Origin of the sequence: Pontibacillus sp. HMF3514, from assembly GCF_009858175.1 — a bacterium.
Taxonomy (GTDB): Bacteria; Bacillota; Bacilli; order Bacillales; family BH030062; genus Pontibacillus.
On record NZ_CP047393.1, the window covers coordinates 1,484,603 to 1,507,688 of the forward strand.

Genomic DNA, 23,086 nt, shown 5'->3' on the forward strand with positions numbered 1-23,086 from the left:
ATTTTATAAATTATAGTCTCTTATTTTAATGAAAATAATGGTAGAATAAAGGTGTACATATAATGCATAACATTTGCTGAATGCCATAATTCTAGATATGATTTTGATAAGAAAAGAGCTAAAGGTTATCCTTTGGCTCTTTTTTTACCGCATTATTTATATTGAATGCAATCAAATTGGGAATACAATCTAAAGAAATGAAATGAAAGGAGTATTATTAAAATGGCTGAACAAAATGAACAAATTGTATTAGCAAAACGTCCTGAAGGAATGCCTTCTGAAGAAAACTTTACTTATGAACAAATAGAGGTGAAAGCACCTCAAAAGGGCGAGGTTGTCGTTCGCAGTCTTTATATTTCCGTAGACCCTTATATGCGTGGTCGCATGAATGATCAAAAATCTTATATAGAACCTTTTAAAGTAGATGAGGTCATTTCCGGTGGCGTTGTGGGCGAAGTCGTGGAATCTGAAGATGATGAACTGCAAGTCGGGGACAAAGTCTTCGGCATGATTGGATGGCGTCGTTTTAATACTGTACCAGCAAGTCAGCTTAGAAAAGTTGATGGGGAACGTGCTCCATTGAGTGCTTATCTAGGTGCACTTGGTTTAACAGGATTAACAGCTTATTTTGGATTAATGGAGATTGGTAAGCCAAAAGAAGGGGAAACGGTTGTTGTTTCTGGTGCAGCTGGAGCTGTCGGAATGATCGTGGGGCAAATCGCTAAAAATCAGGGAGCCCATGTGGTTGGTATTGCAGGATCAGATGAAAAAGTAGACTATATCGTGAGTGAACTTGGCTTTGATGCGGGAGTTAACTATAAAACGGTAGAGAACATTCAAGATGCATTGTTTGGTTTATGTCCAAATGGTGTAGATGTGTATTTTGATAATGTAGGTGGAGAGATATCAGATGCAGTGTTAAACCTTCTGAACTCCTTTGCGCGTATCCCACTTTGTGGCGCTATTTCTTCCTATAATAGAACAGATGGAGATTTAGGTCCACGTGTTCAAACGAAGTTGTTGAAGAGTCGTGCTTTAATGCAAGCCTTTATCGTCGGTGATTTTGCAGAGCGTTTCCCTGAAGGGATTAAACAACTTGGAACATGGTTAGCTGAAGGAAAACTAAAATACGAAGAGACGATCACAGAAGGATTTGACCAGATTCCAGAAGCATTTCTTGGTTTATTTGAAGGAAATAACTTAGGAAAACAGCTTGTAAAGGTTGCAGATCCGAAATATTAAGTAAAGACAAGCCAGGCGAATAATTGCCTGGCTTGTTTTATGAGGTCTTCTCTTTATCTAACCATTTTGAATATTGAGCTGTTATCATTATGGCTGTTAACAGCACTAAGAGCAGTAATACTACCCAAATGGCTAGTAAGCCTGGTGTGAATGTTTCCATGTCTTTAGCATGTAAAACAACCCAGGTGCCAAATCCGAAGAATAGCGCGTAAAGTAAAACGGCTGGAACCAACAAGACAATTTTCTTGATGAGACGATTATAGGATGACTTCTTTGTCATATGTCATTCTCCTTTTCCTTACGGTAATGTCTCGCACACAACTCCATCTTGATCTCGGTCAAGGCGATGAGGATCATCACTTGGACCACCTGCAGCTTCAAAGAAAGCTTGAGCTACAATTTGTTTTTGGAAATCACCACAATCCCGATCAGGGCCATCTGGTGCATAAGGGAGGGAGATGTTTGATTGACTTGAATCAGGTTGTTTCTTTTTATCCTTGATAGCCTCATCATGAAAGCCATCTTCCTGTACATAATCAGGGTTGCTCCAGATTCCCCTAGAGCTTTTCTTTGCATCTTGTTCTGCTTTTCTTAATTCTTCGACATACTTATCATTTGGTGGATAGACGTATGCAACACGTGCTAAACCATTTTGAACCACTAGCTTATTGTACATTTCTCCGTTTACATAAACATAGGCAAGAATACGATCGTACTTATCTCGCTTCGTTGTACCAATTTCTAACTTGATTTGTTTTCCTGATAGCTTTTCTTTAGCGAATTGACTCGCCTCAGGTCCATAAGGTTGAACGGGTTTGTCAGGGTGTTTCGTTTCAGGTGTATCGATTAGTAACATGCGTACGGTTTCTTCGCTGCCATCCATTTGGACTGAAATTGTGTCACCATCAACAACTTTTTCAACTTTTGCCTTGATAAGGCTTTGTTGTTCGGTTGTTTTTTTTGATTGTGATTGTTTACTTTCTTGTTTCACTTCTGTACATCCCGCAAGGATTAATATAGAGGAAAATAAGATAAGTGCAATGTTCTTAAAAGCGTGCATATGTAAGCTCCTTAATTCTTTGGTGTTATGTACCACTTTAATAGATTTCGAAGCGGGATGCTAGTCTTATAGGTAATTACCTTAAATGACGAAATTTTAGAGTTTTCATACTTTTTGATTTATTCCGGTTAATGAAATAGTTTACACTTATCTTAATGGATGTAGAAAGGGGAATGTAAAGTGTACGCAATTGTAAATGCGAGTGGGTTTAATGGTAAAGGAGATAAATTTGAACAACAAACGATTTTGATAAAAGAAGGTAAGCTTGAGCGAGTAGATAGCTCAAAAGAATTTCCGGAAGGTTATGAAGTAATAGATGCAACTGGAAAAGTGATAACACCTGGGTTAATAGATGTACATACACATATTGGTGTTTTTGAACAAGGAATCGGAAATGAAGGTCATGATTTTAATGAAACGAGCAGCGCAACAACCGCTCAAATACGTGCACTAGATGGAATAAATCCTTTTGATCAGGGATTTGAAGATGCAAGACAAGGGGGAGTAACCACGGTTCAAATCCTTCCAGGGAGTGCTAATGTAATTGGTGGAGAGATGGCGATCGTGAAAACAGCTGGCACTGTAGTGGATGAGATGGTTGTTCAAGCCCCGTCAGGACTGAAAGCAGCTACTGGTGAAAACCCAAAGCGTGTTCATGGAGGTAAAGGTAATCTACCTACAACAAGAATGGGGGTAGCAGCTTTACTCCGTCAAAAACTTATAGAAGCTCAAAACTATTTAGAGAATAAAGAAGATAAAGACCGAAACCTAGAGCTTGAACAGATTGCTAAAGTCCTTGAAAAGAAGATTCCATTACGTGTTCATGCTCATAGAGCGGAAGATATCGCAACAGTCTTACGGGTGAAAAACGAATTTAATATTGATGTGACAATAGAACATGGTACAGAAGGCCATTTAATGACTGACTTCATTGCTAAGCATAATGTTAGTATAGCTGTCGGCCCGACCATGACATCACGCTCAAAAGTAGAACTTGTTAACCGTGGCTGGCACACCCTTCCTGCTTTTGCAGAAGCAAATATTCCTTTTGCCATTACAACTGACCACCCTGTAGTAACGATTGAACATCTTATGACAAGTGCCATTATGTCCGTTAAACACGGATTAGATGAATCGATTGCCATGAAGGCATTAACATTAAATGCAGCGAAGCACTTAGGTATAGACAATCGAGTAGGGTCTCTAGAAGAAGGGAAAGATGCTGACATCGTCTTTTGGAGTGGAGATCCTTTTGACTTACGAAACTCTGTTGAACGTACCATGATAGATGGGCGTTGGGTATTTTAATAAATCATTTCCCAGGCAATGAGTGAGGAGGAAACGGTTGTGAAGAATCGAAGAAAAGCTAGGGATCTAGGGATACAAATCGGATCTTTATCAGTTGGAGAACGTAATCAAATTACTGATGTGCCTGGTGTTAAAGTGGGGCATGTTACTTTATCTCGAGAATTAGAAGATCAAGAAGTTATACAAACAGGCGTAACAGCCGTTTTACCACACGAAGGGCATCTTTTTTATGAAAAGGTGCCTGCTGCATGTTATGTGTTAAATGGCTTTGGAAAAACGGCTGGGCTCGTTCAAGTTGAAGAACTTGGTAATTTAGAAGCACCCATAATGCTTACGAACACATTTGCGATTGGGGCTGTATTGGATGGAACACTTGATTATATGTTGAAACAAACACCTGAAGTGGGTGATACAACAGGGACGATTAATCTTGTCGTAGGCGAATGCAATGATAGTTATTTAAATTCTATCCGGAAGCGATCCGTGAAACCAGAGCATGCAAATTTAGCCATTGAGAATGCTAGCGCTTCTTTTGAAGAAGGTGCTATTGGAGCTGGTACCGGTATGATGTGCTTTCAGTACAAAGGTGGTATTGGGAGTTCTTCAAGAAAAGTAGAGGATTGGCATGTTGGGGTTCTCGTGAACAGTAACTTTGGTCGTAGGGAAGAGTTTCGATACGCAAATTACATTACTTCGAGTGTTGATCAAGACGTTCCAGATGGATCCATTATGATTATCATTGCTACGGATGCTCCATTAGATAGTCGTCAGTTAAAACGTTTATCTAAAAGGGCATCGGTGGGTCTTGGACGAATTGGATCTCATATCCATCACGGAAGTGGCGATATTATCATAGCTTTTTCGAATTCGAATCGAGTAGATCAATTTTCAGAAGATCAAGTTAGAAAGTTTACAAGTATTCAAGACAGTCATCCTATTATGAATACCTTGTTTCAGGCTGTTGCTGAAGCGACAGAAGAAGCCGTTTTGAATTCTTTAACCAGTGCTCACACCACTGAAGGTCGGAAGGGACATAGAGGTGAGGCTCTTCCTTATGAATTATTGAAAAAATAATAAAAATTTTGATCATTTGTGAAACCATTAGTAGGTTATATCGTACATATTGCGTGAGGTGAGGAAAATGGGAATACAAGGACCGGGGCCGGGATTTGGTTTATTTAGTATAGTACCTTATTTTATTGGTGCAGTTTTTATTATTATCGTTGTTATTTTTATTGTGACAGCTGTTAAAGGGATTAGGCAATGGAGCAATAACAACAAACAGCCCGTATTAACCGTGAATGCAAAAGTCATTTCAAAACGTACTCAAGTAAGAGGGCGAAACAATAATAATATGAATTCCACACGTACATACTATTTCGTTACCTTTGAAGTAGAAAGCGGTGACCGAATGGAGCTTCAAGTGGACGGTCAAGAGTATGGCATGCTAGCAGAAGGCGATGTCGGTTCATTAACGTTTCAAGGTACTCGTTATAAAAATTTTGAAAGAATGTAATGATAATAATAAATCCTCCAGTGTTTCTGGAGGATTTTTATTATGGCTTATAAATCTTGTTTAGAAGGTGGGGCCATAAATTCAGGTCCTACTGGATTTTCGATGTTGCGAACAAGAATTTCATCAATAGCTTTTTGAGTATCTTGATCTATCTTAAAATCCATAACCTCATCAATTGGATTCATTTGCTCTGGTCGTCTTCCGCCCCATAGAGCAGTACCTGTTCCTGGTTGGTCTAAGATGAAACGTAGAGCTAAATGAATGATGCGTTTATTAAATCGTTCTTGAGCCAATTTATCTAGCTCTTGAACGGCATTAAGATATTGATCAAATCGTGGTTGTTGAAATTTAGGATCGTTATTACGAAGGTCATCCCCTTCAAATGTTGAGTTATGATCCATTTTTCCAGTGAGCAACCCTCTACATAAACTCCCATATAGAAGCGTATGCAAATTATGCTCTTGTACATAAGGAAGGATATCTTCCTCTATCCCTCTTTCAAACATATTATAAGGAGGCTGAACCGTGTGTAATGGTGCTGCCTCACGGAAGGTATCCATTTGTTCTGGTGAAAAGTTACTTACACCAATTGCACGTATTTTTCCTTGTTTGTATAAATAGTATAATGCTTCAGCTGTTTCGTGAATGGGGACAGTAGGGTCAGGCCAGTGAACCTGATAGATATCGATGTAGTCTGTTTGCAGACGTTTAAGAGAAGCATCAATTTCTTTGTGAATTCGATCAACAGACGCATCGCGATAAACCTGTTCATCTTGCCAGTTTAGAGCTACCTTTGTAGCAAGCGTGATGTTTTCTCTTCCTCCGTATTGCTGAATGGCTCTTCCAACGATTTCTTCAGAACGTCCAAACCCATATACAGGAGCCGTATCGATAAGCGATACACCTTTATCTAAAGCTGAGTGAATAGTTTTGATGGATTGATTTTCATCCGTTCCACCCCACATCCATCCTCCGATAGCCCAAGTACCAAGTCCAATTCTAGATGTTTCAATGTCAGTATTACTTACACGATTGTTTTCCATGGATGTTCCTCCTCCATTGGTAAGTCTAATATTACCTCGTAATAAGTGTACCCGCTGTGAATACATGATAACCATATGAATAGGTGTGCTTGATATTTGTCATCTTTTTTTGCATGAAAACTAAATGAAAAGAATAGATTGATAGTAGCTTGTCTAGGAGGAATAAAAATGATTAGAATTCCGCAACGTTTACTATTCGGAGTGGCATTGATTCTTTTTACAACGATTAGTATCGGATTATTAATACGGTCACAAGAGGCAGTTATGCCTAAAGAGCTAGCGGTTTCCGTGAGCGAACCACTAAAACTCCCACACAAAATAACGATGGTTGAAACGGTAGATGAATTGGAGCAGAAGGTCGGGTTTGATGTTAAAACATTAAAAGAACCACCCATGACATATATCAGAACATATATTGGATACCAACAATTAGATGAAGGGTTATTAGTAAGACAAACCTTTTTAAACAGAAATGAAGAAATACTTACACTTAAGCAATCAAATGATAAAGAATTGCTTGATCGTGCTAATACTTTTGACAAAAAAGAAGATTTGGTTGTAAATGGAAGGAGTTACACGATATTTATGAACGGAAGTGATATCTTTCAAGTAATATGGGAAGAGCCTCCGTTTTCTTACTCTCTAACCTCACAACAAACCTTTTCCCTTGAAGAATGGAAATATCTATTATCTGTATTAAAATAATGATGTGTAGACGAATCCTATGAAATGTAGGATTCGTCTTATTTAATATAAACAAAAAGCGAGGAGAGCGTCACATGAAACGAGGAGCCCTGCATCATATTGAATTATATGTATCAAATTTAGAGAAGTCTTTATCCTTTTGGGGATGGTTATTAGAAGAACTAGGCTATGAAGCTTACCAAGAATGGGATCAAGGGAAGAGTTTTAAGTTAGATCATACCTATCTAGTGTTTGTGCAAACAGAAGATAAGTATATACATATTCCCTATCACCGAAAAGGAACTGGACTGAATCACCTTGCTTTTCATGGAGAGTCAAAAGAACACATTGATTGGATTACTAAACAATTAAAAGAAAGAGAGATCACAGTATTATACGAGGACCAGCATCCTTATGCAGGTGGAGAAGGTTACTACGCTGTTTTTTTCGAAGATCCTGATCGAATAAAAGTAGAGGTTGTAGCACCGTAGGTTAAAGCAAGGGAGTAATTCCCCTACAACAACTGGGCAGTCTTATTATGGACTGTCCAATTTCTATAGGTTTTATTATCAGAAAATTCATAATATAATAGAGTGGTAGTTACAATGGAGGGGGAAAATATATGGAGGTTGTTCGTCAGCCTAGGAGAGAGCGGAAGTTAAAAAGATGGCATATTATAACGCTTTCTATTATTGGTGTATCGTTATTAGCGAGTGTTAGTATCCTCATATTTGTAAACGCATACATAAACAAAAGTTTAGCTCAAATAGAAGGAGAGTTAACAATTGGGGGACTACGAGCTCCAGTAGAAGTGGTAAGGGATGCAGATGGAGTTCCCCATATCAAGGCTGAAAATGAACATGATTTGTTTTTGGCACAAGGGTATGTTCAAGCGCAAGATCGAATGTTTCAAATGGACTTGGCTAGAAGACAAGCATCAGGAAGATTGAGTGAAGTTGCAGGAGAAGCTGCATTGGAGCAAGATAAATATTTTCGAACATTAGGTTTAAGGCGTGCTGCTGAAAAATCTTATAAAACATATTCTGAGGAAGCGAAACAAATTATGGAGTGGTATGCAGATGGTGTGAATGCATATATGCAACATGCTGAAGAAACGAACAGCACTCGTCCTGAGTTTATCTTAATGGGCGGGAAGCCGGAGCCGTGGACGCCGATTGATTCGTTAACGATTGGTAAGTATATGGCTTTTGACTTAGGGGGTCATTGGGAAAGACAGGCCTTTAACTATCACTTGTTGCAATCCTTCCCTAAGGAAAAGGCACTTGAACTATTTCATTCCTACCCTAGTGATGCACCCACTGTTTTAACTAAAAATGAAATGGATATAGAGAATAGCTTTAGTGGTGCTGTGATTCCTCATCCCTTTAACGGGAGTAACAACTGGGTTGTATCAGGTAAAAAAACAAAGTCAGGTGAACCTTTATTAGCAGATGATCCTCACTTAGGTTTAGCGACTCCATCAATCTGGTATCAGATGCACTTAGAGTCACCTGAATACAATGTGAGCGGTGTGATATTTGCAGGTATCCCAGGAATTATTTTAGGTCACAACAATCAAATTGCATGGGGTGTAACGAACACCGGACCGGACGTACAACAGCTTTATCTTGAAAAGCGAAACCCTGATAATCCGGATAAATATTTGTTTGAAGGGGAATGGGAACAAGCTAAAGTGATTCAAGAACCTATAAAAGTAAAAGATGGCGAAACTGTTCCATATGAAGTCATTGAAACAAGACATGGTCCGATCATATCTGATTTTGCAGGGAGATCAGGGAAAGATAACGCTATGTCTTTAAGGTGGACAGCTTTAGATGCCTCTACCGAATTAGAAGCCATATTGGAGATCAATCGAGCTTCGAATTGGGAAGAGTTTGAGAAAGGTTTAGAGAAGTTTCTCGTGCCAGCACAAAATTTTGTTTTTGCTGCAAAAGATGGAACAATCGCATACAAAGCGAATGGGAAAATTCCAATATACGAGGAAGGCGATCAGGCATTACTCCCTCTTGAAGGTTGGATAAAAGAAAATGAGTGGAAAGGTTTTATCCCGTTTGATGAACTACCCACTACTGTAAATCCTGATGAGGGATTTATTGCAACTGCCAATAATAAAGTTGTAAGTGAATCGTATCCTTATCACATATCAAATAATTGGGCACAGCCGTATAGATATATGAGAATCGCAGAACAGTTAAAGGATCGAGACAACTTAACTGCTCAAGATATGAAAGAACTACAAATGGATCAAATGAACTTGCGAGCTCGTGAGTTTGTTCCAATCTTTTTAGAACACCTTCCAAAGGAAAATCTTACAGATAAACAAAAAAGGGCTGTAGCGCTTTTAAAACGTTGGAATTATGAAGACAACGTAGATGGTGCTGCTCCGCTTGTGTATCACAAATGGATCCAAACGTTTACAGAACGATTATATGAAGAAGCGTTTTCTGAAGAAATGTTAGCGATGTTTAAGGGACAAGGACAGACTACAGATGAGTTGATACGAAAAGCAGATCAAGGAGAAACTCCAATTTGGATTAAGGAACAAGGAGGTTTTAACCAACTTTTAGAAGCCTCACTTGCTCAATCTGTCTCAGACTTATCGGATCGATTTGGCGAACAAGTAGAGGAGTGGAAATGGGGAGCCTATCACAGGGTAACATTTGATCACCCACTTTCAAGTATTAGCTTTTTAGAGCGTTTCTTTAATGGAGAAGATCCAATACCTGTTGGTGGAAGTCGTGTTACTGTAATGGCTGCTAGTTATAATAATGAGAGCGGCCTAGTGCGACACGGTGCATCATGGCGGTTCGTGGTAGATGCAAAAGACTTCTCAAAAGCTAGCCACATCGTAGGTCCGGGTCAAGCTGGCCATTTTCGAAGTGACTGGTATCATGACCAACGTGATGATTGGGTAGAGGGGGGGTATCATACTACGGTTACAGAGGGCTATGAAGGGGCTAAGCTTGTATTAAAACCAGAATAACTTATTGAAAGTGGGGACTAATGGTTAGTCTCCACTTATTTATGGTGATAGGAAATGATTCTAAACGTGCGCTCTTGTTCTTAATATGCTAATACTGGAAATTACTATGATAAAATGAGAATCAGATTAGTACATAGCGGGAATAGTAAAAAGGACTTCATTTTTTACATTAGGAAGGGGAGCCTCATGCACGGTTTTCATGATGTATTTATTCAAATATTAGTTTTACTTGCCATATCCGTAACAGTTATTGGCATTGCCAAATTGATTAAAGAACCCTATTCAATTGCTCTGGTACTTGTTGGTGTTTTACTTGGCATGACTCAGATACCGATGGTTGAGGAAGCTGAACAATTCATCACACAATCAGAGGTCTTTCATGCCATTATTATTTCATTATTCTTACCCATTTTGCTTGGTGATGCAACATTAAAAATGCCATTTCATCATTTATATGATTTAAAGAAAACGGTGATCTCACTTGCTTTTCTAGGTACGTTTCTAACTTTTATTGTAATCGGATTTAGTACTTACTTTATATTGGGTCTACCTATTGTTGTGTCCTTTACATTTGCTGCTTTAATGAGTGCAACAGATCCAATCAGTGTACTTTCAATTTTTAAAGACCTTGGTGTTCCTCAGAAGTATTCTACCATAATGGAAGGGGAATCCCTTTTCAATGATGGAATTGCTGTTGTTCTCTTCAAAATTTCTAGCATCTACTTGTTAGGATATATGGAAATGGGGTTAGCTGGAGTAGGAGAAGGGGCATTCTTGTTTCTTAAATTTGCTGTTGGTGGTGCACTAGTTGGAATTATTTTTGGATATGTGTTTTCACAAATCATTCGTATTTTTGATGACTATCCGTTAGAAATCGCATTTTCCATGTTACTATTTTTTGGTAGTTACTTTATTGCTGAGCATTTTAAAGTTTCAGGTGTTATTGCCGTCGTTGTTGCGGGATTATTATTTGGAAGTTATGGAAAGAAAATTGGAATGTCTGAAGAAACAAGGGTCAATATTAATTCATTTTGGGATGCAGTTACGTTGTTAGCTAATTCTCTAATATTCCTTATGGTCGGTATAGAGATTCGTGAAATTGATTTTAGTGGCAAATGGGGAATGATTCTTATGGCTATCGTCATTTTCTTAGTTGGCAGGACGATAGCACTGTTTATAAGTACAAGTTATGTAAAAGACTTATCTAATAAAGATCGAATACTTCTTAATTGGGGTGGACTAAGAGGGAGCTTATCGATTGCCTTGGCACTTAGCTTACCAGATGATTTTGATGGACGAGAAGAAGTCTTGCTACTAACTTTCTCAATTGTGCTATTTTCTCTGGTAGTTCAAGGTCTGTCTTTAAAGCCACTTATTAAGAAATTAGGAATTGTAGGTCCCGGTTCAAAAGAGTCATAAAAAGAAACCTGACAAATAGTCAGGTTTCTTTTAGTTCTTCAATTACTTCTGTCAAATCTCCATTGATTACATAATCAAACATATAATCCTTTGAAGTAGGCTCACGGTTTATTATAGCAGTTGGGATATTTCGACTGTACTTAGCGTAATCAGGTAAAAAGTTAAACGGCATTACAAACAAGGATGTGCCAAGAACTAGGAGTAAGTCAGCTTGGTCAATAACGGCTTCAGCTCTATCATGTTCTGTGATAGGATCACCAAATAATACTATATCGGGCTTTAAAACATCTCCACAAGGAGTGCTGCCAAACAGTGTTTCGCAACGAGGCGTTTCATGCGCCATCATATACTCATGATCATACGTTGTGTTACACGTAGGACATGTAGCGGTTTTAAGTGTACCATGGTACTCAATAATCCACTGATTACCTGCTTCTAAATGCAGACCGTCTACATTTTGTGTAATCACAGATACTTCTTTTCCTTCATCTTCAAGGTCTTTAAGAAAATAGTGGACAGCATTCGGTTGATAATCGCCAAGAAGTTTCATTTGGAAAATGGATTTATATTTTGCCCAGAAATCAATCGGGTTGTGACGGAAATACTCATTTGACATATAATCTTCTCTAGATCGATCCTGCTCCCATATCCCGTCTGCTGAACGGAAATCAGGGATTCCACTAGCTGTACTCACACCGGCACCGGTCAGCACAGCAATGTGATTGGCCTTTTTTATTTGTTCGGACAATTGTTGAATGGACATGGTATCACCTCAGTCCTTCCATTATACAAAATGAAGATTCACAGACAAAAGGGGGACATAAAAAAATCCTCCCCATGCTTTGGAGAGGATCATATACGTATTAGCGTTTGTTTAGACCTTTGTTATGAACATGGGTTGTCACATCCATGCGCATTGGATTACTGAAACGGCGTATCATTTGCTCAGTCCAAGTATCTTTTCTTGTGTTGTTACTTCTGTTTTCGTAGTAAGCCCTGATCATGTCATCAAATTGATCTAAGGTATGGTATTGTTCTTTATTATATTCATTCTCAAAATAAATACCTTTTCTTGGGATGCGGGGTTTTTGCTCAGGTTTACTTTTCGGGTATCCAACAACCATCCCAAACAACGGGATAACGTGTTGAGGTAGCTTTAATAATTCGTCGACACGTTGAATATTATTGCGGATGCTTCCGATGTAACACATGCCTAGTCCCATAGATTCTGCTGCAATAGCACCATTTTGAGCGGCTAAAGTTGCATCAATAGCTGAAACAAGCAAGTGCTCTGTATTCTCGATGTTCTGGATCATATCTTGTTTTTGTAGATCTGTTGCCTTAACTTGATGACGATACATGTCTGCACAAAAGATAAATAAATGGCCGTTATTTTGTACATAATCTTGTCCTGTAATCTCCGCTAATTCTGCTTTTTTCTTTTCATCTGTTACACCCATTATGGTATAAGCTTGCATATAACTTGAGGTGGAGGCCATCTGAGCTGCATCTACAATGGTATGGATCTGCTCTTGTGTTAAACGCTCTTCTGTAAATGAGCGAATAGAGCGGTGTTGAAGTAATGTTTCAATGGTTTGATTCACAACTTACATCTCCTTAGTTTTCGATAGTTAGAGTTATGGTTTTCTTTTCTTGATTTTCTGGGTTTAATCGATACCAGGTCTTAATGGCTTCTAATGAAGAAGTTTCAAGCTTTGGAATAGAGACTTCTACGGAATCGTCTGTTTTCCAAATTGCGTCTAATATAGGCCATACAAAATTTAAATCAACCTGATCATTATCTTGTAAGAGCGATAAAGGCTCAAGATCATCGAGATCGATCACGTTCACATTTCCTCTAGTAATGGTATCTCCTTTATTAACGAAGAATGTCAGTAATAGTTTTTCTTGATTAGGGGAGAAGGACGCTGTTTTGAATAGAGATAGGTCTGACACCAATCTTGTTTGAACGTCATTTTTGGTTTCTTTTATTAATATAGTAGAACACAGTTTTGCTCTACAAGCATAACGCAATGTATAAAGAAATGTTTCCTCTAAAGGTGTTTCAATTTCGTTTATTCTCATTCTTGCTAATGCTAAATCAGGGTCTGGTGATGTCTGAACATACTTTTGAATTAGAGGGAGATCTTTTAAGTAAAAACGCTTCTCATTACCTTCTAAAAATAAGGATATTTCCTTTGGTTTCGGAGGTTCTTTTTCAGTGATTGTAACGTCTTTTGATTCAGCTGCGTCTGCTGTTTGATTTATAGATGAACTACTTTTTTCTGAAGAACATCCTATAAGGGCTATACATAAAAAACAACTAAATATCAATCGTTTCACTCTTTACTCACTCCTACTTTGTCCATGAAAGATTTTTCTTAATTCATCACGTTGAGGGACAGCGAAGTCATCATAGTCTTGTAATAAAGGGGCTCGATTATATGGAATCTCCTTGTGTACGATGGAATATTGCCCATCATTAGAGATAGCTAATATTGCATATCTCGCAAGTGCCTTGTCATTACACCCGAGAGCACCAGGGTTTATGTAATGTTTTCCTTCTATCTGAAAATCGTGCTTTTGGTGGTGATGACCAAATGCAATAATATCCTGATCATGTTGCGAAAATAAAATTTCCATATTTTGAGGCGTTGGTTCCATAATTCTTTTATAAGGATCTTTTTCAATGGGTGAGGATTCCATTCCTTGTTTATAAGCATAGTGTGTACATAATAAACGTATGTCATTTATGTCCTCAGTAATTTGACGGGGCTTCTTTTTTAAAAACTGAGCTTGATCTTCTGATAACTGTTGAGCTACCCATTCATGGTGTGGTTTAGCGTGTTTATGACTGTCTGGATAAGGTTCATTAAAGTAGAGAGATAAAACGGCTTCATCATGGTTACCGGTTATTATGGAGGTGTTAGGCAAATACATAATCGTATGTAAAACCTCATTGCTATGTGGACCGATAGCAATGAGGTCACCTAAACAAATAATTTTATTGATTTTTTGAAAATGAAGGTCTTCTAGAACAGCTTTTAAAGCATGTTTATTTCCATGTATATCTGCTAACAAAGCATATTTCATTACGAATTTGATTCTCCTTCATCTTGGTTCTTATTGGCGTATCTATGAAAATGAATACGGTGAATAATGCGAATTAATGGTCGGATTAGTAACTGTGCGCTTCCTAAAACAAATAACCAAATACCAGCTGTTTTGGTAGATTCCCAGAAGAAACATATACTTCCAATTAGAAACCATAGTCCGATTAACACATCATTTAAGTTATAGAGGATGGTGTACCTTTGTTTAAAAAAGACTTCATATCTTCCTAGATGAATATCAATTTCACGATCTTTATTATTTTTCTTCATTTTATGTCACTCCTATCATAACATGTTTTCCCAAATCACCTATTTTTTAAATCCAAAATTTTAATAAAAATTTGTCAGGTGGGTGAACAGAAATTTTTACAACAATTGACAAAACCGGGGTTTAAAAACAACTTTTTAGATGATATAGTTGTGAAAAGTAACTCTCATTATGTTATTATTATATAAAATCCCCGACATTAACTCTCAATTGCATTATTTCATGAAAATGCCTTCCATTCTTTGGGTAATGCCACGCCTGAAACTCAATCATGAACTGCAAATTCCCGTTAACTATGACGCTAAATGCTTTTGTAATATAATAAAACTCAGAAATTTTATCAATTGTATTAGCCTAAACCATTGAAGGAGTTGTTATGTTCTAGAAACGCTTGTCCATGTACATGAACGAATTGCTTAGCTTGTTAAGAAAAGGTGGATATTCAATGGGGGAATTGATCGATTTTGAAAAACGACGAGCGAAAAAAGAGTTAAAAGACAGTGCGGGAAACAAAGGCATTGTTTATGAGATATACTTGGCGGTAGTAAAATATGTGAATGAACATTTACAAGAAGAATATGAAAAACCAATTGAAAACTTGAATACAAAGACACATTTACGCTTGGTTTATCAAGGCGATTATGAACGATTTCAATCAACACTCAATGAGTTACTAGAATATTGGGAAATTCCTAAGAGTTATGTAACTCATATACCTGATGGAGAAGAGTTTGAAGTCTTTGAAACGGTAGGGGACCTTTGCACCTTTATAGACAAATGTGTTAGAAAACAGGGGATATAGGATTAATTGGGGGAAGAAAGGGGATCTTCTTCCCATATAATGAGCGATATCTTAGATATGAAAAAAGGGTTGTCACTTATGTTGTGACAACCCTTTTTATTTAGCTGTTTTTTAATGTTATATGCTTATTATATTGAAAAAGTACTTAATCTAAAGGAATAGCGATCTATTGTATTATCCGTAAAGATTTCCTGATAAACCTTATTTTACAAATGTTTCTTTCCAGCTGAATATCCTTCAAAGAAAAGGCCACCATGAGGTTCTAATACATTTTCTACAATTGTTTCAATTTCATCTTTTTCTCCCGTTCGATAATACTGGTCAAAAGCTCGTGTATATTTCTTGGCAAACTCTTCATCATAGCTTCTTAAGGCACGAATTACCCATTTGCCATGACCAATCCATTGCTTATTTGTGCGTAAATAAAATTCATGTATTTGATCTGCTAACAGATTAACTGTGAAGATGGCTTCTGCACGATTAGTCGCTCCTTTAAGGTCTTCTAAGGCATCCGTAATCCCATATCGCATAAGGTCAATTTGATTTTGATCCCATGGTTCTGGACCTTTTGATATTAGCTCCGCTGCTTCTTCTTTTAACGGGTGGATATATTCTGAGCCTTTAATCGGGATCCCTTCTGTCATCATACGTGGAAGAGAAGGTCTTGCTCTTTTTAAGTCTTTCTCAACAAAATGGTTGTAAGAGTTTTTATTATGAACGAAAGCTTCTACAGGCCAATTTAAAGAATAGAAGGATTCTCTATATCCGTTTTCAATGGAAAAATCAAAAACCACAAGATCTAAATCAGATGTTTCCGTGCCTTCGCCTCTGACAATGCTTCCAGCAAGAAGAGCAGCATCACAATCCGGATAGTTTTCATCTACAATTTTTTTAGCATCCAAAAAGGCTTGATCTCTCATTCCATATTCCTCCTATGTACGTGATTCTTTTCATACTAAACAATTTAGCCAAAACTATAAAGAAAAAACCTCTATTTCTCTCAAAAAAGAGAAATAGAGGTGATAACACACTGTTTACATGTGAGCTTGTTGCCTGTTCGTTTTAATCATAGGAGCCGGCCGAATAGGTAAAAGTGTACCTATCAATGCAATAAGAGCACAACCAAATAACATAGGTGATAAACCGTATATAGCTATGCTACTCATACTAGTGAAAATAACAATATCAGCTATTGAATCTAATATAGATAATAGAGAAATCGTCGTTGCTCGAACATTTGATGGAATAAGCTCATTTGATAACTGTGAATAAACAGGATAACGAACAGCCTTCACAAAGTTTAGAAGTAGTATAACCCCAAGAACCATCCATAGAACCTTGTCGAATGAAGCTGCGAGCGTAAGGCCAAGAACACCTAGGAATCCTGTTCCGTATAATAACTTGGTACGGGATATCCATTTAGTCATTCTACCTATTGATCGTGAAGCAAGAAAACCAATAAAAGCAGAAACGGCATATACAACACCAATTAACGCAACTGGTAAACTAGCATCCACCATTAACTTTTGGTCAAATTTACTGAATACAGCAGCTGTAGGAATAAAAACCAAGGTCACATTCATGAACATGATCAGTACTTGTGGAGCTTTTCTTATAGCTCTTACCCCTTCAAGTACTTGTTGGATAGGTCGTTCTTGATAAAAACCTTGTGTTTCAGGATTTTTTATAAATAATAGTAAGAAAAATTGAACAGACATAAAAGCAACGCCAAGACCAATTAGAAGTTTGAATTGCTGTTCAGATAAATCATTTGCTAGGAATGCTCCTACTGTAACCACAAAAATAGTAGTAATGAAGTTTGCTGATTGGATTTGGCCCATTGCGTGATCCATTCGCTTTTCCTCATCTGATTTCTTTAAGGATTCATAAACTAACGCTTCATCTGCTCCGCTAAAAAAAGTCGCTGCGAATCCGTTTATAAAGCTACTAATAAAGAAAATCCAAGGTTCAAATGCAATGAATAACATGGCATGACTCCCTATATTTAATAGAGAACCAATTAAAAAAGTACGCTTTGCTCCAAATCGATCAGCAAACATACCTGTAGGAATTTCGCCCACTAAAACACCTGTACTCCAGAAAGTTAAAACAATGAGGATTAACGATTCATCTAAACCTCTAGAGAAATAGAATAGGGTTAGTACTGGGAGTATAAAGCGCATGCTCCCAAATATTTCTGACCAAAATAATATTCGGATATTATGTGATGCTAATGTGTTCTTTTTCATTTGTAATGTTCCTCCTGCATGATTCGTTATATGGGTAGCAGGAGTGTGAACAGTACAAGGTCGTATTCAATTATGGTAAGACTTTATTCGAATCGAGCTTTTACTGTGCAACCACCCCTGCGGCTTGGTTGGAATTTTTGTTTAGAATTTTTAACATATGTATATTTCCTCCTTAAGGTTACTTGCGACTAGAAAAATTTGTTAACACAATTGTATTATAATGGTTTTGGGTCAGATTTAAAAGATATAACCTAATGATGGACTTCTTTTGAAGGAAAGGAAGATTTCTAATCGAATATATATTAGGGATAGAAGTAAAAGGGAGGCAACAATGGTTAAAGGAATAATTGAAGTAGAGCATTTATCTAAAACATTTAAAAAAGGTAATGTGCAAGCCGTAAAAGATGTTAGCTTTTCTGTGAAGGAAGGTGAATTCTTTGCTTTCCTTGGGCCAAATGGAGCTGGAAAGTCCACTACAGTTCAAATATTAACTACATTGATTAACGCATCTTCAGGAAAGGCGCTCGTAGCGGAAAATGATGTTATTAAAAATCCGAAAGAAGTAAGGAAACATATAGGTGTTGCACTACAGGAAACTGGGATTGACCCTGGATTAACAGGAAGAGAGATGGTTCACTTACAATGTCGGATTTTTGGTTATAAACCAAAGGAAGCGATAGAGAGAACAAATGAGTTACTTGAGGTTGTTCAATTAACTGAGGCAGCGGATCGAATATGTGGGAATTACTCAGGCGGAATGCGTCGCAGACTAGATCTAGCCCTTACACTAGTTAATAAACCTAAGGTGTTATTTCTGGATGAGCCAACTACAGGACTTGATCCTTCTAATCGCAAAAGTATTTGGGAATATCTTGAACGCTTAAATAAAGAAGAAGGCACAACCATTTTTCTCACTACGCAATATTTAGAAGAAGCGGATTTTCTGGCTGATCGTATCTCGATTATCGATGGTGGAGAAATCGTGGCCACAGGAACACCGGAAGAGTTAAAGGTTCAAATAGGAAATGACCTCATAACATTATCGTTTACAACTCAAGAAGAAGCTAAGCAAGCAAAAGAAAAGCTTCATGATCATTTAGGAAAAATGGAGATTGTTGAGCGTGGTTCAGATTTAATTTTATATGTACAAAATGGAACGAAACGATTAATGGAACTTGTAAGAGTATTAGACCAGGAACAAGTTGAAGTACAAAGTGTCAATGTTGATTCCCCTACACTTGATGATATCTTCTTGAAAATTACTGGAGTAGGTACAAAAGAAGAAGAGAAAGAGGGGATACAACATGGGTAATGGACTTTTAAAAGATACATGGATCTTATCGAAACGAAGTGTATTAACTACACTAAGAAGCCCTTTTACGTTTATTCCAAACCTTCTTATATCCATGTTTTTCTTATTAGTGTATGAAAGTGGATTGAGTGGCATCTCTAAACTAGAAGCATTTGGTGGAGCCAATTACTTAGCATTTATCCTACCTGTATCTGTTGTATCTGCTGCTATTGGCGGTGCTGGTGGAGCAGGACAAGGGATTATAAAAGATATTGAAAATGGATTTTTCTCGAGATTATTATTAACTCCAGCGTCAAGATTGTCTATTGTGCTTGGGCCTATAATTGCAGGAATGCTTCAACTTCTTGTACAAACGTCCCTAATTTTAATTGTAGCGTTTTTAATGGGATTGAAAGTTGAAACAGGATTCTTAGGTGTTGTGGTTGTATTGCTAATTGCGATCGGATGGGGACTAGCATTTGCTGGATATTCTGCAGGAGTAGCGCTTAAAACGAAGAATGCCCAAGCTGCTCAGGCAGGTACACTGATCTTCTTCCCGTTAATCTTTTTGAGTACGACATTCGTTCCGTACGAATTAATCGAAGCGCAGTGGTTAAAGGTAGCCGCAACGATCAATCCAACAACCTATATATTTAATAGTATGCGAACGCTATTAATAGACGGTTGGGTCTGGTCGGAAATAGGAAAAGGGTTTTTGGCCATTGTTATTGTCTGTGCGATCACCATTACATTTGCTGCAGTCTCGGCTAAAAAAGCTGTTAGTAGAGGATGATCGATAACATCATATTAATATAAGTAGCTTAGTTTTGTAGGACACTGTGTGTACTTCTTAATTAGGCTATTTTTTTGTGGGTTTTAACTAAAGAATAAGACAAAAAAGATTTTTAATGAATAAGAAAACCATAAATTTCCTTGTTGATGATACAATAAAATGTAAACATTAGCCCCTTTTTTATCATAGGATATTGAAAAGGAAAATGGGGTGAAGGCATGAGATGGACAGATTTATTGGATGTAATGGTGCTGTTATGTTTACTTGGTGCTGTTATACTTCATGCCCAACATTATATAGGTGATTTTTTAATTACAATCATTGCTGCACCTTGCATGTTTTATATTATGATCCTCAGTGACATCTTACGAAGGCGGTCTCGGTGAAATATTGGATAGGGGGAAGGGTTACATTGAAACGTATAACACACGTAATTCCTTGGCTAACACCAATTCGAATTCTGCAAAAGAGAATAACAAGACACATTAAAGCTCTGCTTAGTCTTAAGAAATACGCAGAAAAAAAGAAGTCCTCCGAAGACTATCCTTACACAAATAAAAAACATCAATCTTTACTACGTCGAAAGCTTGGTGACTCAGATCCAAAGCTACAGGAAAATAAAATTACAAATTTAAAAATTGCTTCTCGTGCAATCGATGAGACTGTCATTCAACCAGGGCAGACCTTTTCTTTTTGGAAGCTTGTCGGCAAGACTTCCAAAAAGAAAGGGTACATAGAAGGTATGCTTTTATCAAATGGACAGGTTATCGAAGGAGTTGGGGGAGGGATTTGTCAGTTAGCCAATCTCTTATATTGGATGGCGCTTCACACCCCTCTTCAAGTAGTGGAACGACATCACCATAGTTTCGATCCATTTCCTGATTAAGGACGTGTTTTGCCTTTTGGAAGTGGGGCTGGCGTTTTCTATAACTATGTAGATCTACAATTTTATAATCCTACTGATCACTCCTTTCAAATACAAGTCTGGCTTACAGACAAACACTTAAAAGGGAGTATATCAAGTGATCAATATTGGCCCTACTCCTATCATGTTGTAGAAGAGAACCACTATTTTTTTGAGAGAAAAAGTATGATTTACAGAACGAATGATATTTATCGAGAGGTCGTCGATAAATGTACTGGTAACATCAAAGAAAAAGAGTTTATTATGCACAATGTTTCGGAAGTGAAATATCAAGTTGATGAGTCGAATGTATTCAAAATAGACTCGTGAAGATTTGAAAATTTGCTATACTTTACACAATAACGAAAGGAGCGTGGTGTTTATGAGTAATGTAGAGAGCCGAAAAACCTCATTATATAACCAGACGATTCAGGAGGGATTGATCCTGTAAATCAATGACCCTCCTACCCATTCAAGGAGGAAATGATTTGAACAATTTAAATCAATTAGGTTACGACTCATATTTTCAAGATCAAAATCAAAATGAACCCCATCTTACTGGTCGGATTTCAACGTTAGCAAATGGCATTTATAAAGTACTGTCAACTGAAGGTGAATATCCTTGTCAAGTATCCGGTAGATTTTATCATCGGGCCAATGATACTAGGGACTTTCCTTGTGTAGGTGACTGGGTGTTATTTGAACGAATGCCCGGCGAGGATAAAGGTATTATTCATGAAGTGCTTGAGCGAAAAAGCTTACTTTCCCGGCGTGCTCCAGGAAAAAAACAAGAGGAACAATTAATGGCAGCGAATATCGATATCATTTTTCTCGTAAATGCATTAAATCAAGATTTTAATGTTCGTCGAATGGAAAGGTATCTGATGCAGGTTTATGAAAGTGGTGCCTCGCCTGTATTTATTTTAACTAAAAAAGATTTATGTGATGACGTTGAAGAAAAAATAAAAGCAGTTAAAGACATCGCTTTTGGCGTTCCGATCCATGCGGTTGATGCCCTTCACCGAGAAGGGATCGATGCTTTGCGAACTTATATGCAAACAGGGCGGACCATTTCTCTTATTGGTTCATCAGGAGTTGGGAAATCAACTTTAATGAATCAATTGATAGGGGAAGGGGTACAAAAAACACAAGATATACGGTCAGGGGATGACAAAGGTCGTCATACGACTACACACCGAGAACTCTTTCTTGTACCCGATGGGGGAGTTATTATTGATACACCTGGTATGAGAGAACTTCAGTTGTGGTCAAGGGATGACGCTGTTGATCAAACTTTTCAGGATGTAGAGGCTTTAGCTTCTCAATGTAAATTTCGTAATTGTGCGCATGAACAAGAACCTGGATGTGCGATTAAACAAGCTATTAAAAATGGAGATTTAACGGAAGAACGCTATAAAAGTTATCTAAAACTGCAACGCGAAATCAAGTTCCTAGATTTAAAAGAAAAGTATGGATCTAACCGTGCTGCTCGGATACAAGTAAAAGAGATCCATAAAGGAACATGGTGATTTTGTAAGGGGGAGTATAGGCAATGGGGATAATTGCTTTTTTGGGAGTTCTTTATCAAATAGCACTGCTTGTATTAATTATTGTTGTGATCTTTACGTTTTTTAAAATGGCGAGAAACATAGAAGATTTAGTATCTGAAGTGAATCAATCCAATAAACATCTGTATGAAATACGGAAACGACTCAAATCCGAAAAAGGTTAATCAATAGGTGTCAAAAGATCTTGTCTCCCAAAGAGGCAGGGTCTTTTTTTATGATTCTTATATATTCGGCAATATTAAGTGATATTGGTTTAAAGCCTTAAATAAAAGGGTAGATTCAAAAATGTTTGACATACTTACGGGGGTATATTATTATACGTACCAGGGTACTAAAAAGAGCTTTTAAAAAATGAAGGAGGACATAAACATGAAAGTAGCTATTATCGCATCAAACGGAGGCGCATTTGACGCTTATAAAGTACTAAACATTGCAACAGCTGCAGCAGCAACTGATGCAGAAGTAGAGGTCTTCTTCACATTTGAAGGACTAAACATGATCCATAAGGAAGCGCACAAAAATTTACCGCTTCCTGAAGGGAAAGAACATTATCAAGAAGGTTTTGACCAAGCGAATGTTCCATCCATTCCAGAGCTTGTAGAAACTGCAAATGACCTTGGAGTTAAATTCATTGCTTGCCAAATGACGATGGATGTCATGAACCTTAAAAAAGAAGACTTTGTTGATGGAACGGAAGTAGGCGGAGCTGCTACTTACCTTGGATTTGCGAAAGACGCTGATGTTTCTCTCACATTCTAATGTTTAATCATAACCGATCCTTGGTAAAAGGGTTATAGGTAATCCTCTTAAAGAGGTTCCTTT

The 23,086-nt window shown here is 37.5% G+C and carries 24 protein-coding genes and 1 pseudogene; 15 read left to right on the forward strand and 10 right to left on the reverse strand.

The genetic code is table 11. The features are described from left to right. The first annotated feature begins 222 nt into the window (after window positions 1–222). On the forward strand, window positions 223–1,242 hold the full coding sequence (locus tag GS400_RS07690; protein ID WP_160100542.1) for an NADP-dependent oxidoreductase: 1,020 nt from the start codon (window positions 223–225) through the stop codon (window positions 1,240–1,242). 37 nt (window positions 1,243–1,279) lie between these two features. Here the strand turns inward: GS400_RS07690 and GS400_RS07695 are convergent, their stop codons facing one another. Together GS400_RS07695 and GS400_RS07700 are read right to left on the reverse strand one after the other, a co-directional pair. Then, window positions 1,280–1,522, reverse strand: coding sequence for a hypothetical protein (locus GS400_RS07695; protein WP_160100544.1), 243 nt, complete (start codon window positions 1,520–1,522; stop codon window positions 1,280–1,282). Window positions 1,523–1,540: 18 nt separating this feature from the next. Continuing rightward, the gene (locus GS400_RS07700; RefSeq protein WP_160100546.1) at window positions 1,541–2,302 is read right to left on the reverse strand and encodes a thermonuclease family protein; all 762 of its coding nucleotides are present in this window, start codon (window positions 2,300–2,302) and stop codon (window positions 1,541–1,543) included. Between the two features lie 180 nt (window positions 2,303–2,482). Between GS400_RS07700 and GS400_RS07705 the strand changes: the two genes are divergently transcribed. The 3 genes from GS400_RS07705 (at window position 2,483) to GS400_RS07715 (ending at window position 5,126) form a co-directional block, all read left to right on the forward strand. Continuing rightward, a complete protein-coding gene (locus GS400_RS07705) occupies window positions 2,483–3,610 on the forward strand; it encodes an amidohydrolase (RefSeq protein WP_160100548.1) in 1,128 nt (375 codons plus the stop codon). A 39-nt stretch (window positions 3,611–3,649) separates the two neighbouring features. Further along, entirely contained in the window at window positions 3,650–4,684 is a 1,035-nt protein-coding gene (locus GS400_RS07710) for a DmpA family aminopeptidase (protein ID WP_236561196.1), read from the forward strand. A gap of 67 nt (window positions 4,685–4,751) precedes the next feature. After that, window positions 4,752–5,126, forward strand: coding sequence for a DUF2500 domain-containing protein (locus GS400_RS07715; protein ID WP_160100552.1), 375 nt, complete (start codon window positions 4,752–4,754; stop codon window positions 5,124–5,126). Between the two features lie 47 nt (window positions 5,127–5,173). On the opposite strand, the gene GS400_RS07720 is transcribed toward GS400_RS07715, so the two are convergent. Beyond that, window positions 5,174–6,169 (reverse strand): aldo/keto reductase, encoded by a 996-nt coding sequence (locus GS400_RS07720; RefSeq protein WP_160100554.1) that lies wholly within the window; start codon window positions 6,167–6,169, stop codon window positions 5,174–5,176. Window positions 6,170–6,337: 168 nt separating this feature from the next. Between GS400_RS07720 and GS400_RS07725 the strand changes: the two genes are divergently transcribed. The 4 genes from GS400_RS07725 to GS400_RS07740 all read left to right on the forward strand — a co-directional run bounded on the left by GS400_RS07725 (window position 6,338) and on the right by GS400_RS07740 (window position 11,276). Next, window positions 6,338–6,874 carry a hypothetical protein gene (locus tag GS400_RS07725; RefSeq protein ID WP_160100556.1) on the forward strand — a complete coding sequence of 179 codons (537 nt, stop codon included), beginning with the start codon at window positions 6,338–6,340 and terminating at the stop codon, window positions 6,872–6,874. Between the two features lie 74 nt (window positions 6,875–6,948). Next, a complete protein-coding gene (locus GS400_RS07730; RefSeq protein WP_160100557.1) occupies window positions 6,949–7,344 on the forward strand; it encodes a VOC family protein in 396 nt (131 codons plus the stop codon). A gap of 131 nt (window positions 7,345–7,475) precedes the next feature. Then, window positions 7,476–9,857, forward strand: coding sequence for a penicillin acylase family protein (locus GS400_RS07735; RefSeq protein ID WP_160100559.1), 2,382 nt, complete (start codon window positions 7,476–7,478; stop codon window positions 9,855–9,857). A gap of 186 nt (window positions 9,858–10,043) precedes the next feature. Further along, window positions 10,044–11,276, forward strand: coding sequence for a cation:proton antiporter (locus GS400_RS07740; protein WP_160100561.1), 1,233 nt, complete (start codon window positions 10,044–10,046; stop codon window positions 11,274–11,276). A gap of 19 nt (window positions 11,277–11,295) precedes the next feature. On the opposite strand, the gene GS400_RS07745 is transcribed toward GS400_RS07740, so the two are convergent. From GS400_RS07745 to GS400_RS07765, 5 genes are all read right to left on the reverse strand, one after another. Then, entirely contained in the window at window positions 11,296–12,024 is a 729-nt protein-coding gene (locus tag GS400_RS07745) for an NAD-dependent protein deacylase (protein ID WP_236561197.1), read from the reverse strand. Window positions 12,025–12,139: 115 nt separating this feature from the next. After that, window positions 12,140–12,880, reverse strand: a complete 741-nt coding sequence (gene nfsA, locus GS400_RS07750) for an oxygen-insensitive NADPH nitroreductase (RefSeq protein WP_160100565.1) — start codon at window positions 12,878–12,880, stop codon at window positions 12,140–12,142. Between the two features lie 13 nt (window positions 12,881–12,893). After that, the gene (locus GS400_RS07755; protein WP_160100567.1) at window positions 12,894–13,619 is read right to left on the reverse strand and encodes a hypothetical protein; all 726 of its coding nucleotides are present in this window, start codon (window positions 13,617–13,619) and stop codon (window positions 12,894–12,896) included. A gap of 3 nt (window positions 13,620–13,622) precedes the next feature. Next, entirely contained in the window at window positions 13,623–14,369 is a 747-nt protein-coding gene (locus tag GS400_RS07760; protein ID WP_160100569.1) for a metallophosphoesterase family protein, read from the reverse strand. Beyond that, window positions 14,369–14,659 (reverse strand): YrhK family protein, encoded by a 291-nt coding sequence (locus tag GS400_RS07765; RefSeq protein ID WP_160100571.1) that lies wholly within the window; start codon window positions 14,657–14,659, stop codon window positions 14,369–14,371. Before GS400_RS07765 ends, GS400_RS07760 begins: the two co-directional genes overlap by 1 nt. Before the next feature lie 401 nt (window positions 14,660–15,060). On the opposite strand from GS400_RS07765, the gene GS400_RS07770 reads away from it, so the two are divergent. Then, entirely contained in the window at window positions 15,061–15,459 is a 399-nt protein-coding gene (locus GS400_RS07770; protein ID WP_160100573.1) for a hypothetical protein, read from the forward strand. A 206-nt stretch (window positions 15,460–15,665) separates the two neighbouring features. Here the strand turns inward: GS400_RS07770 and GS400_RS07775 are convergent, their stop codons facing one another. Together GS400_RS07775 and GS400_RS07780 are read right to left on the reverse strand one after the other, a co-directional pair. After that, the gene (locus GS400_RS07775; protein WP_160100575.1) at window positions 15,666–16,379 is read right to left on the reverse strand and encodes a nucleotidyltransferase domain-containing protein; all 714 of its coding nucleotides are present in this window, start codon (window positions 16,377–16,379) and stop codon (window positions 15,666–15,668) included. A 114-nt stretch (window positions 16,380–16,493) separates the two neighbouring features. Further along, window positions 16,494–17,708 (reverse strand): MFS transporter, encoded by a 1,215-nt coding sequence (locus GS400_RS07780; RefSeq protein WP_160100577.1) that lies wholly within the window; start codon window positions 17,706–17,708, stop codon window positions 16,494–16,496. Window positions 17,709–18,039: 331 nt separating this feature from the next. On the opposite strand from GS400_RS07780, the gene GS400_RS07785 reads away from it, so the two are divergent. The 6 genes and pseudogenes from GS400_RS07785 to GS400_RS07810 all read left to right on the forward strand — a co-directional run bounded on the left by GS400_RS07785 (window position 18,040) and on the right by GS400_RS07810 (window position 23,023). After that, complete coding sequence (locus GS400_RS07785) at window positions 18,040–19,020, forward strand: ATP-binding cassette domain-containing protein (RefSeq protein WP_160100579.1); 981 nt, start codon at window positions 18,040–18,042, stop codon at window positions 19,018–19,020. Further along, window positions 19,013–19,792 carry an ABC transporter permease gene (locus GS400_RS07790; RefSeq protein WP_160100581.1) on the forward strand — a complete coding sequence of 260 codons (780 nt, stop codon included), beginning with the start codon at window positions 19,013–19,015 and terminating at the stop codon, window positions 19,790–19,792. Before GS400_RS07785 ends, GS400_RS07790 begins: the two co-directional genes overlap by 8 nt. A 412-nt stretch (window positions 19,793–20,204) precedes the next feature. Continuing rightward, window positions 20,205–21,026 (forward strand): annotated as a pseudogene (locus tag GS400_RS07795) (VanW family protein). Window positions 21,027–21,151: 125 nt separating this feature from the next. Then, the gene (gene rsgA / locus GS400_RS07800) at window positions 21,152–22,225 is read left to right on the forward strand and encodes a ribosome small subunit-dependent GTPase A (protein WP_160100583.1); all 1,074 of its coding nucleotides are present in this window, start codon (window positions 21,152–21,154) and stop codon (window positions 22,223–22,225) included. Between the two features lie 23 nt (window positions 22,226–22,248). Beyond that, window positions 22,249–22,428, forward strand: a complete 180-nt coding sequence (locus tag GS400_RS07805) for a hypothetical protein (protein ID WP_160100585.1) — start codon at window positions 22,249–22,251, stop codon at window positions 22,426–22,428. Between the two features lie 205 nt (window positions 22,429–22,633). Further along, entirely contained in the window at window positions 22,634–23,023 is a 390-nt protein-coding gene (locus tag GS400_RS07810) for a DsrE/DsrF/DrsH-like family protein (RefSeq protein WP_160100587.1), read from the forward strand. Window positions 23,024–23,086 lie beyond the last annotated feature (63 nt).

What these genes read in the sequence shown, in the direction of transcription:
- GS400_RS07690 (WP_160100542.1), top strand. Translation starts at nt 223, where the DNA reads ATGGCTGAACAAAATGAACAAATTGTATTAGCAAAACGTCCTGAAGGA.
- GS400_RS07695 (WP_160100544.1), bottom strand. Translation starts at nt 1,522, where the DNA reads ATGACAAAGAAGTCATCCTATAATCGTCTCATCAAGAAAATTGTCTTG.
- GS400_RS07700 (WP_160100546.1), bottom strand. Translation starts at nt 2,302, where the DNA reads ATGCACGCTTTTAAGAACATTGCACTTATCTTATTTTCCTCTATATTA.
- GS400_RS07715 (WP_160100552.1), top strand. Translation starts at nt 4,752, where the DNA reads ATGGGAATACAAGGACCGGGGCCGGGATTTGGTTTATTTAGTATAGTA.
- GS400_RS07720 (WP_160100554.1), bottom strand. Translation starts at nt 6,169, where the DNA reads ATGGAAAACAATCGTGTAAGTAATACTGACATTGAAACATCTAGAATT.
- GS400_RS07725 (WP_160100556.1), top strand. Translation starts at nt 6,338, where the DNA reads ATGATTAGAATTCCGCAACGTTTACTATTCGGAGTGGCATTGATTCTT.
- GS400_RS07730 (WP_160100557.1), top strand. Translation starts at nt 6,949, where the DNA reads ATGAAACGAGGAGCCCTGCATCATATTGAATTATATGTATCAAATTTA.
- GS400_RS07735 (WP_160100559.1), top strand. Translation starts at nt 7,476, where the DNA reads ATGGAGGTTGTTCGTCAGCCTAGGAGAGAGCGGAAGTTAAAAAGATGG.
- GS400_RS07740 (WP_160100561.1), top strand. Translation starts at nt 10,044, where the DNA reads ATGCACGGTTTTCATGATGTATTTATTCAAATATTAGTTTTACTTGCC.
- GS400_RS07760 (WP_160100569.1), bottom strand. Translation starts at nt 14,369, where the DNA reads ATGAAATATGCTTTGTTAGCAGATATACATGGAAATAAACATGCTTTA.
- GS400_RS07765 (WP_160100571.1), bottom strand. Translation starts at nt 14,659, where the DNA reads ATGAAGAAAAATAATAAAGATCGTGAAATTGATATTCATCTAGGAAGA.
- GS400_RS07770 (WP_160100573.1), top strand. Translation starts at nt 15,061, where the DNA reads ATGAACGAATTGCTTAGCTTGTTAAGAAAAGGTGGATATTCAATGGGG.
- GS400_RS07775 (WP_160100575.1), bottom strand. Translation starts at nt 16,379, where the DNA reads ATGAGAGATCAAGCCTTTTTGGATGCTAAAAAAATTGTAGATGAAAAC.
- GS400_RS07780 (WP_160100577.1), bottom strand. Translation starts at nt 17,708, where the DNA reads ATGAAAAAGAACACATTAGCATCACATAATATCCGAATATTATTTTGG.
- GS400_RS07785 (WP_160100579.1), top strand. Translation starts at nt 18,040, where the DNA reads ATGGTTAAAGGAATAATTGAAGTAGAGCATTTATCTAAAACATTTAAA.
- GS400_RS07790 (WP_160100581.1), top strand. Translation starts at nt 19,013, where the DNA reads ATGGGTAATGGACTTTTAAAAGATACATGGATCTTATCGAAACGAAGT.
- rsgA (WP_160100583.1), top strand. Translation starts at nt 21,152, where the DNA reads ATGACCCTCCTACCCATTCAAGGAGGAAATGATTTGAACAATTTAAAT.
- GS400_RS07805 (WP_160100585.1), top strand. Translation starts at nt 22,249, where the DNA reads ATGGGGATAATTGCTTTTTTGGGAGTTCTTTATCAAATAGCACTGCTT.
- GS400_RS07810 (WP_160100587.1), top strand. Translation starts at nt 22,634, where the DNA reads ATGAAAGTAGCTATTATCGCATCAAACGGAGGCGCATTTGACGCTTAT.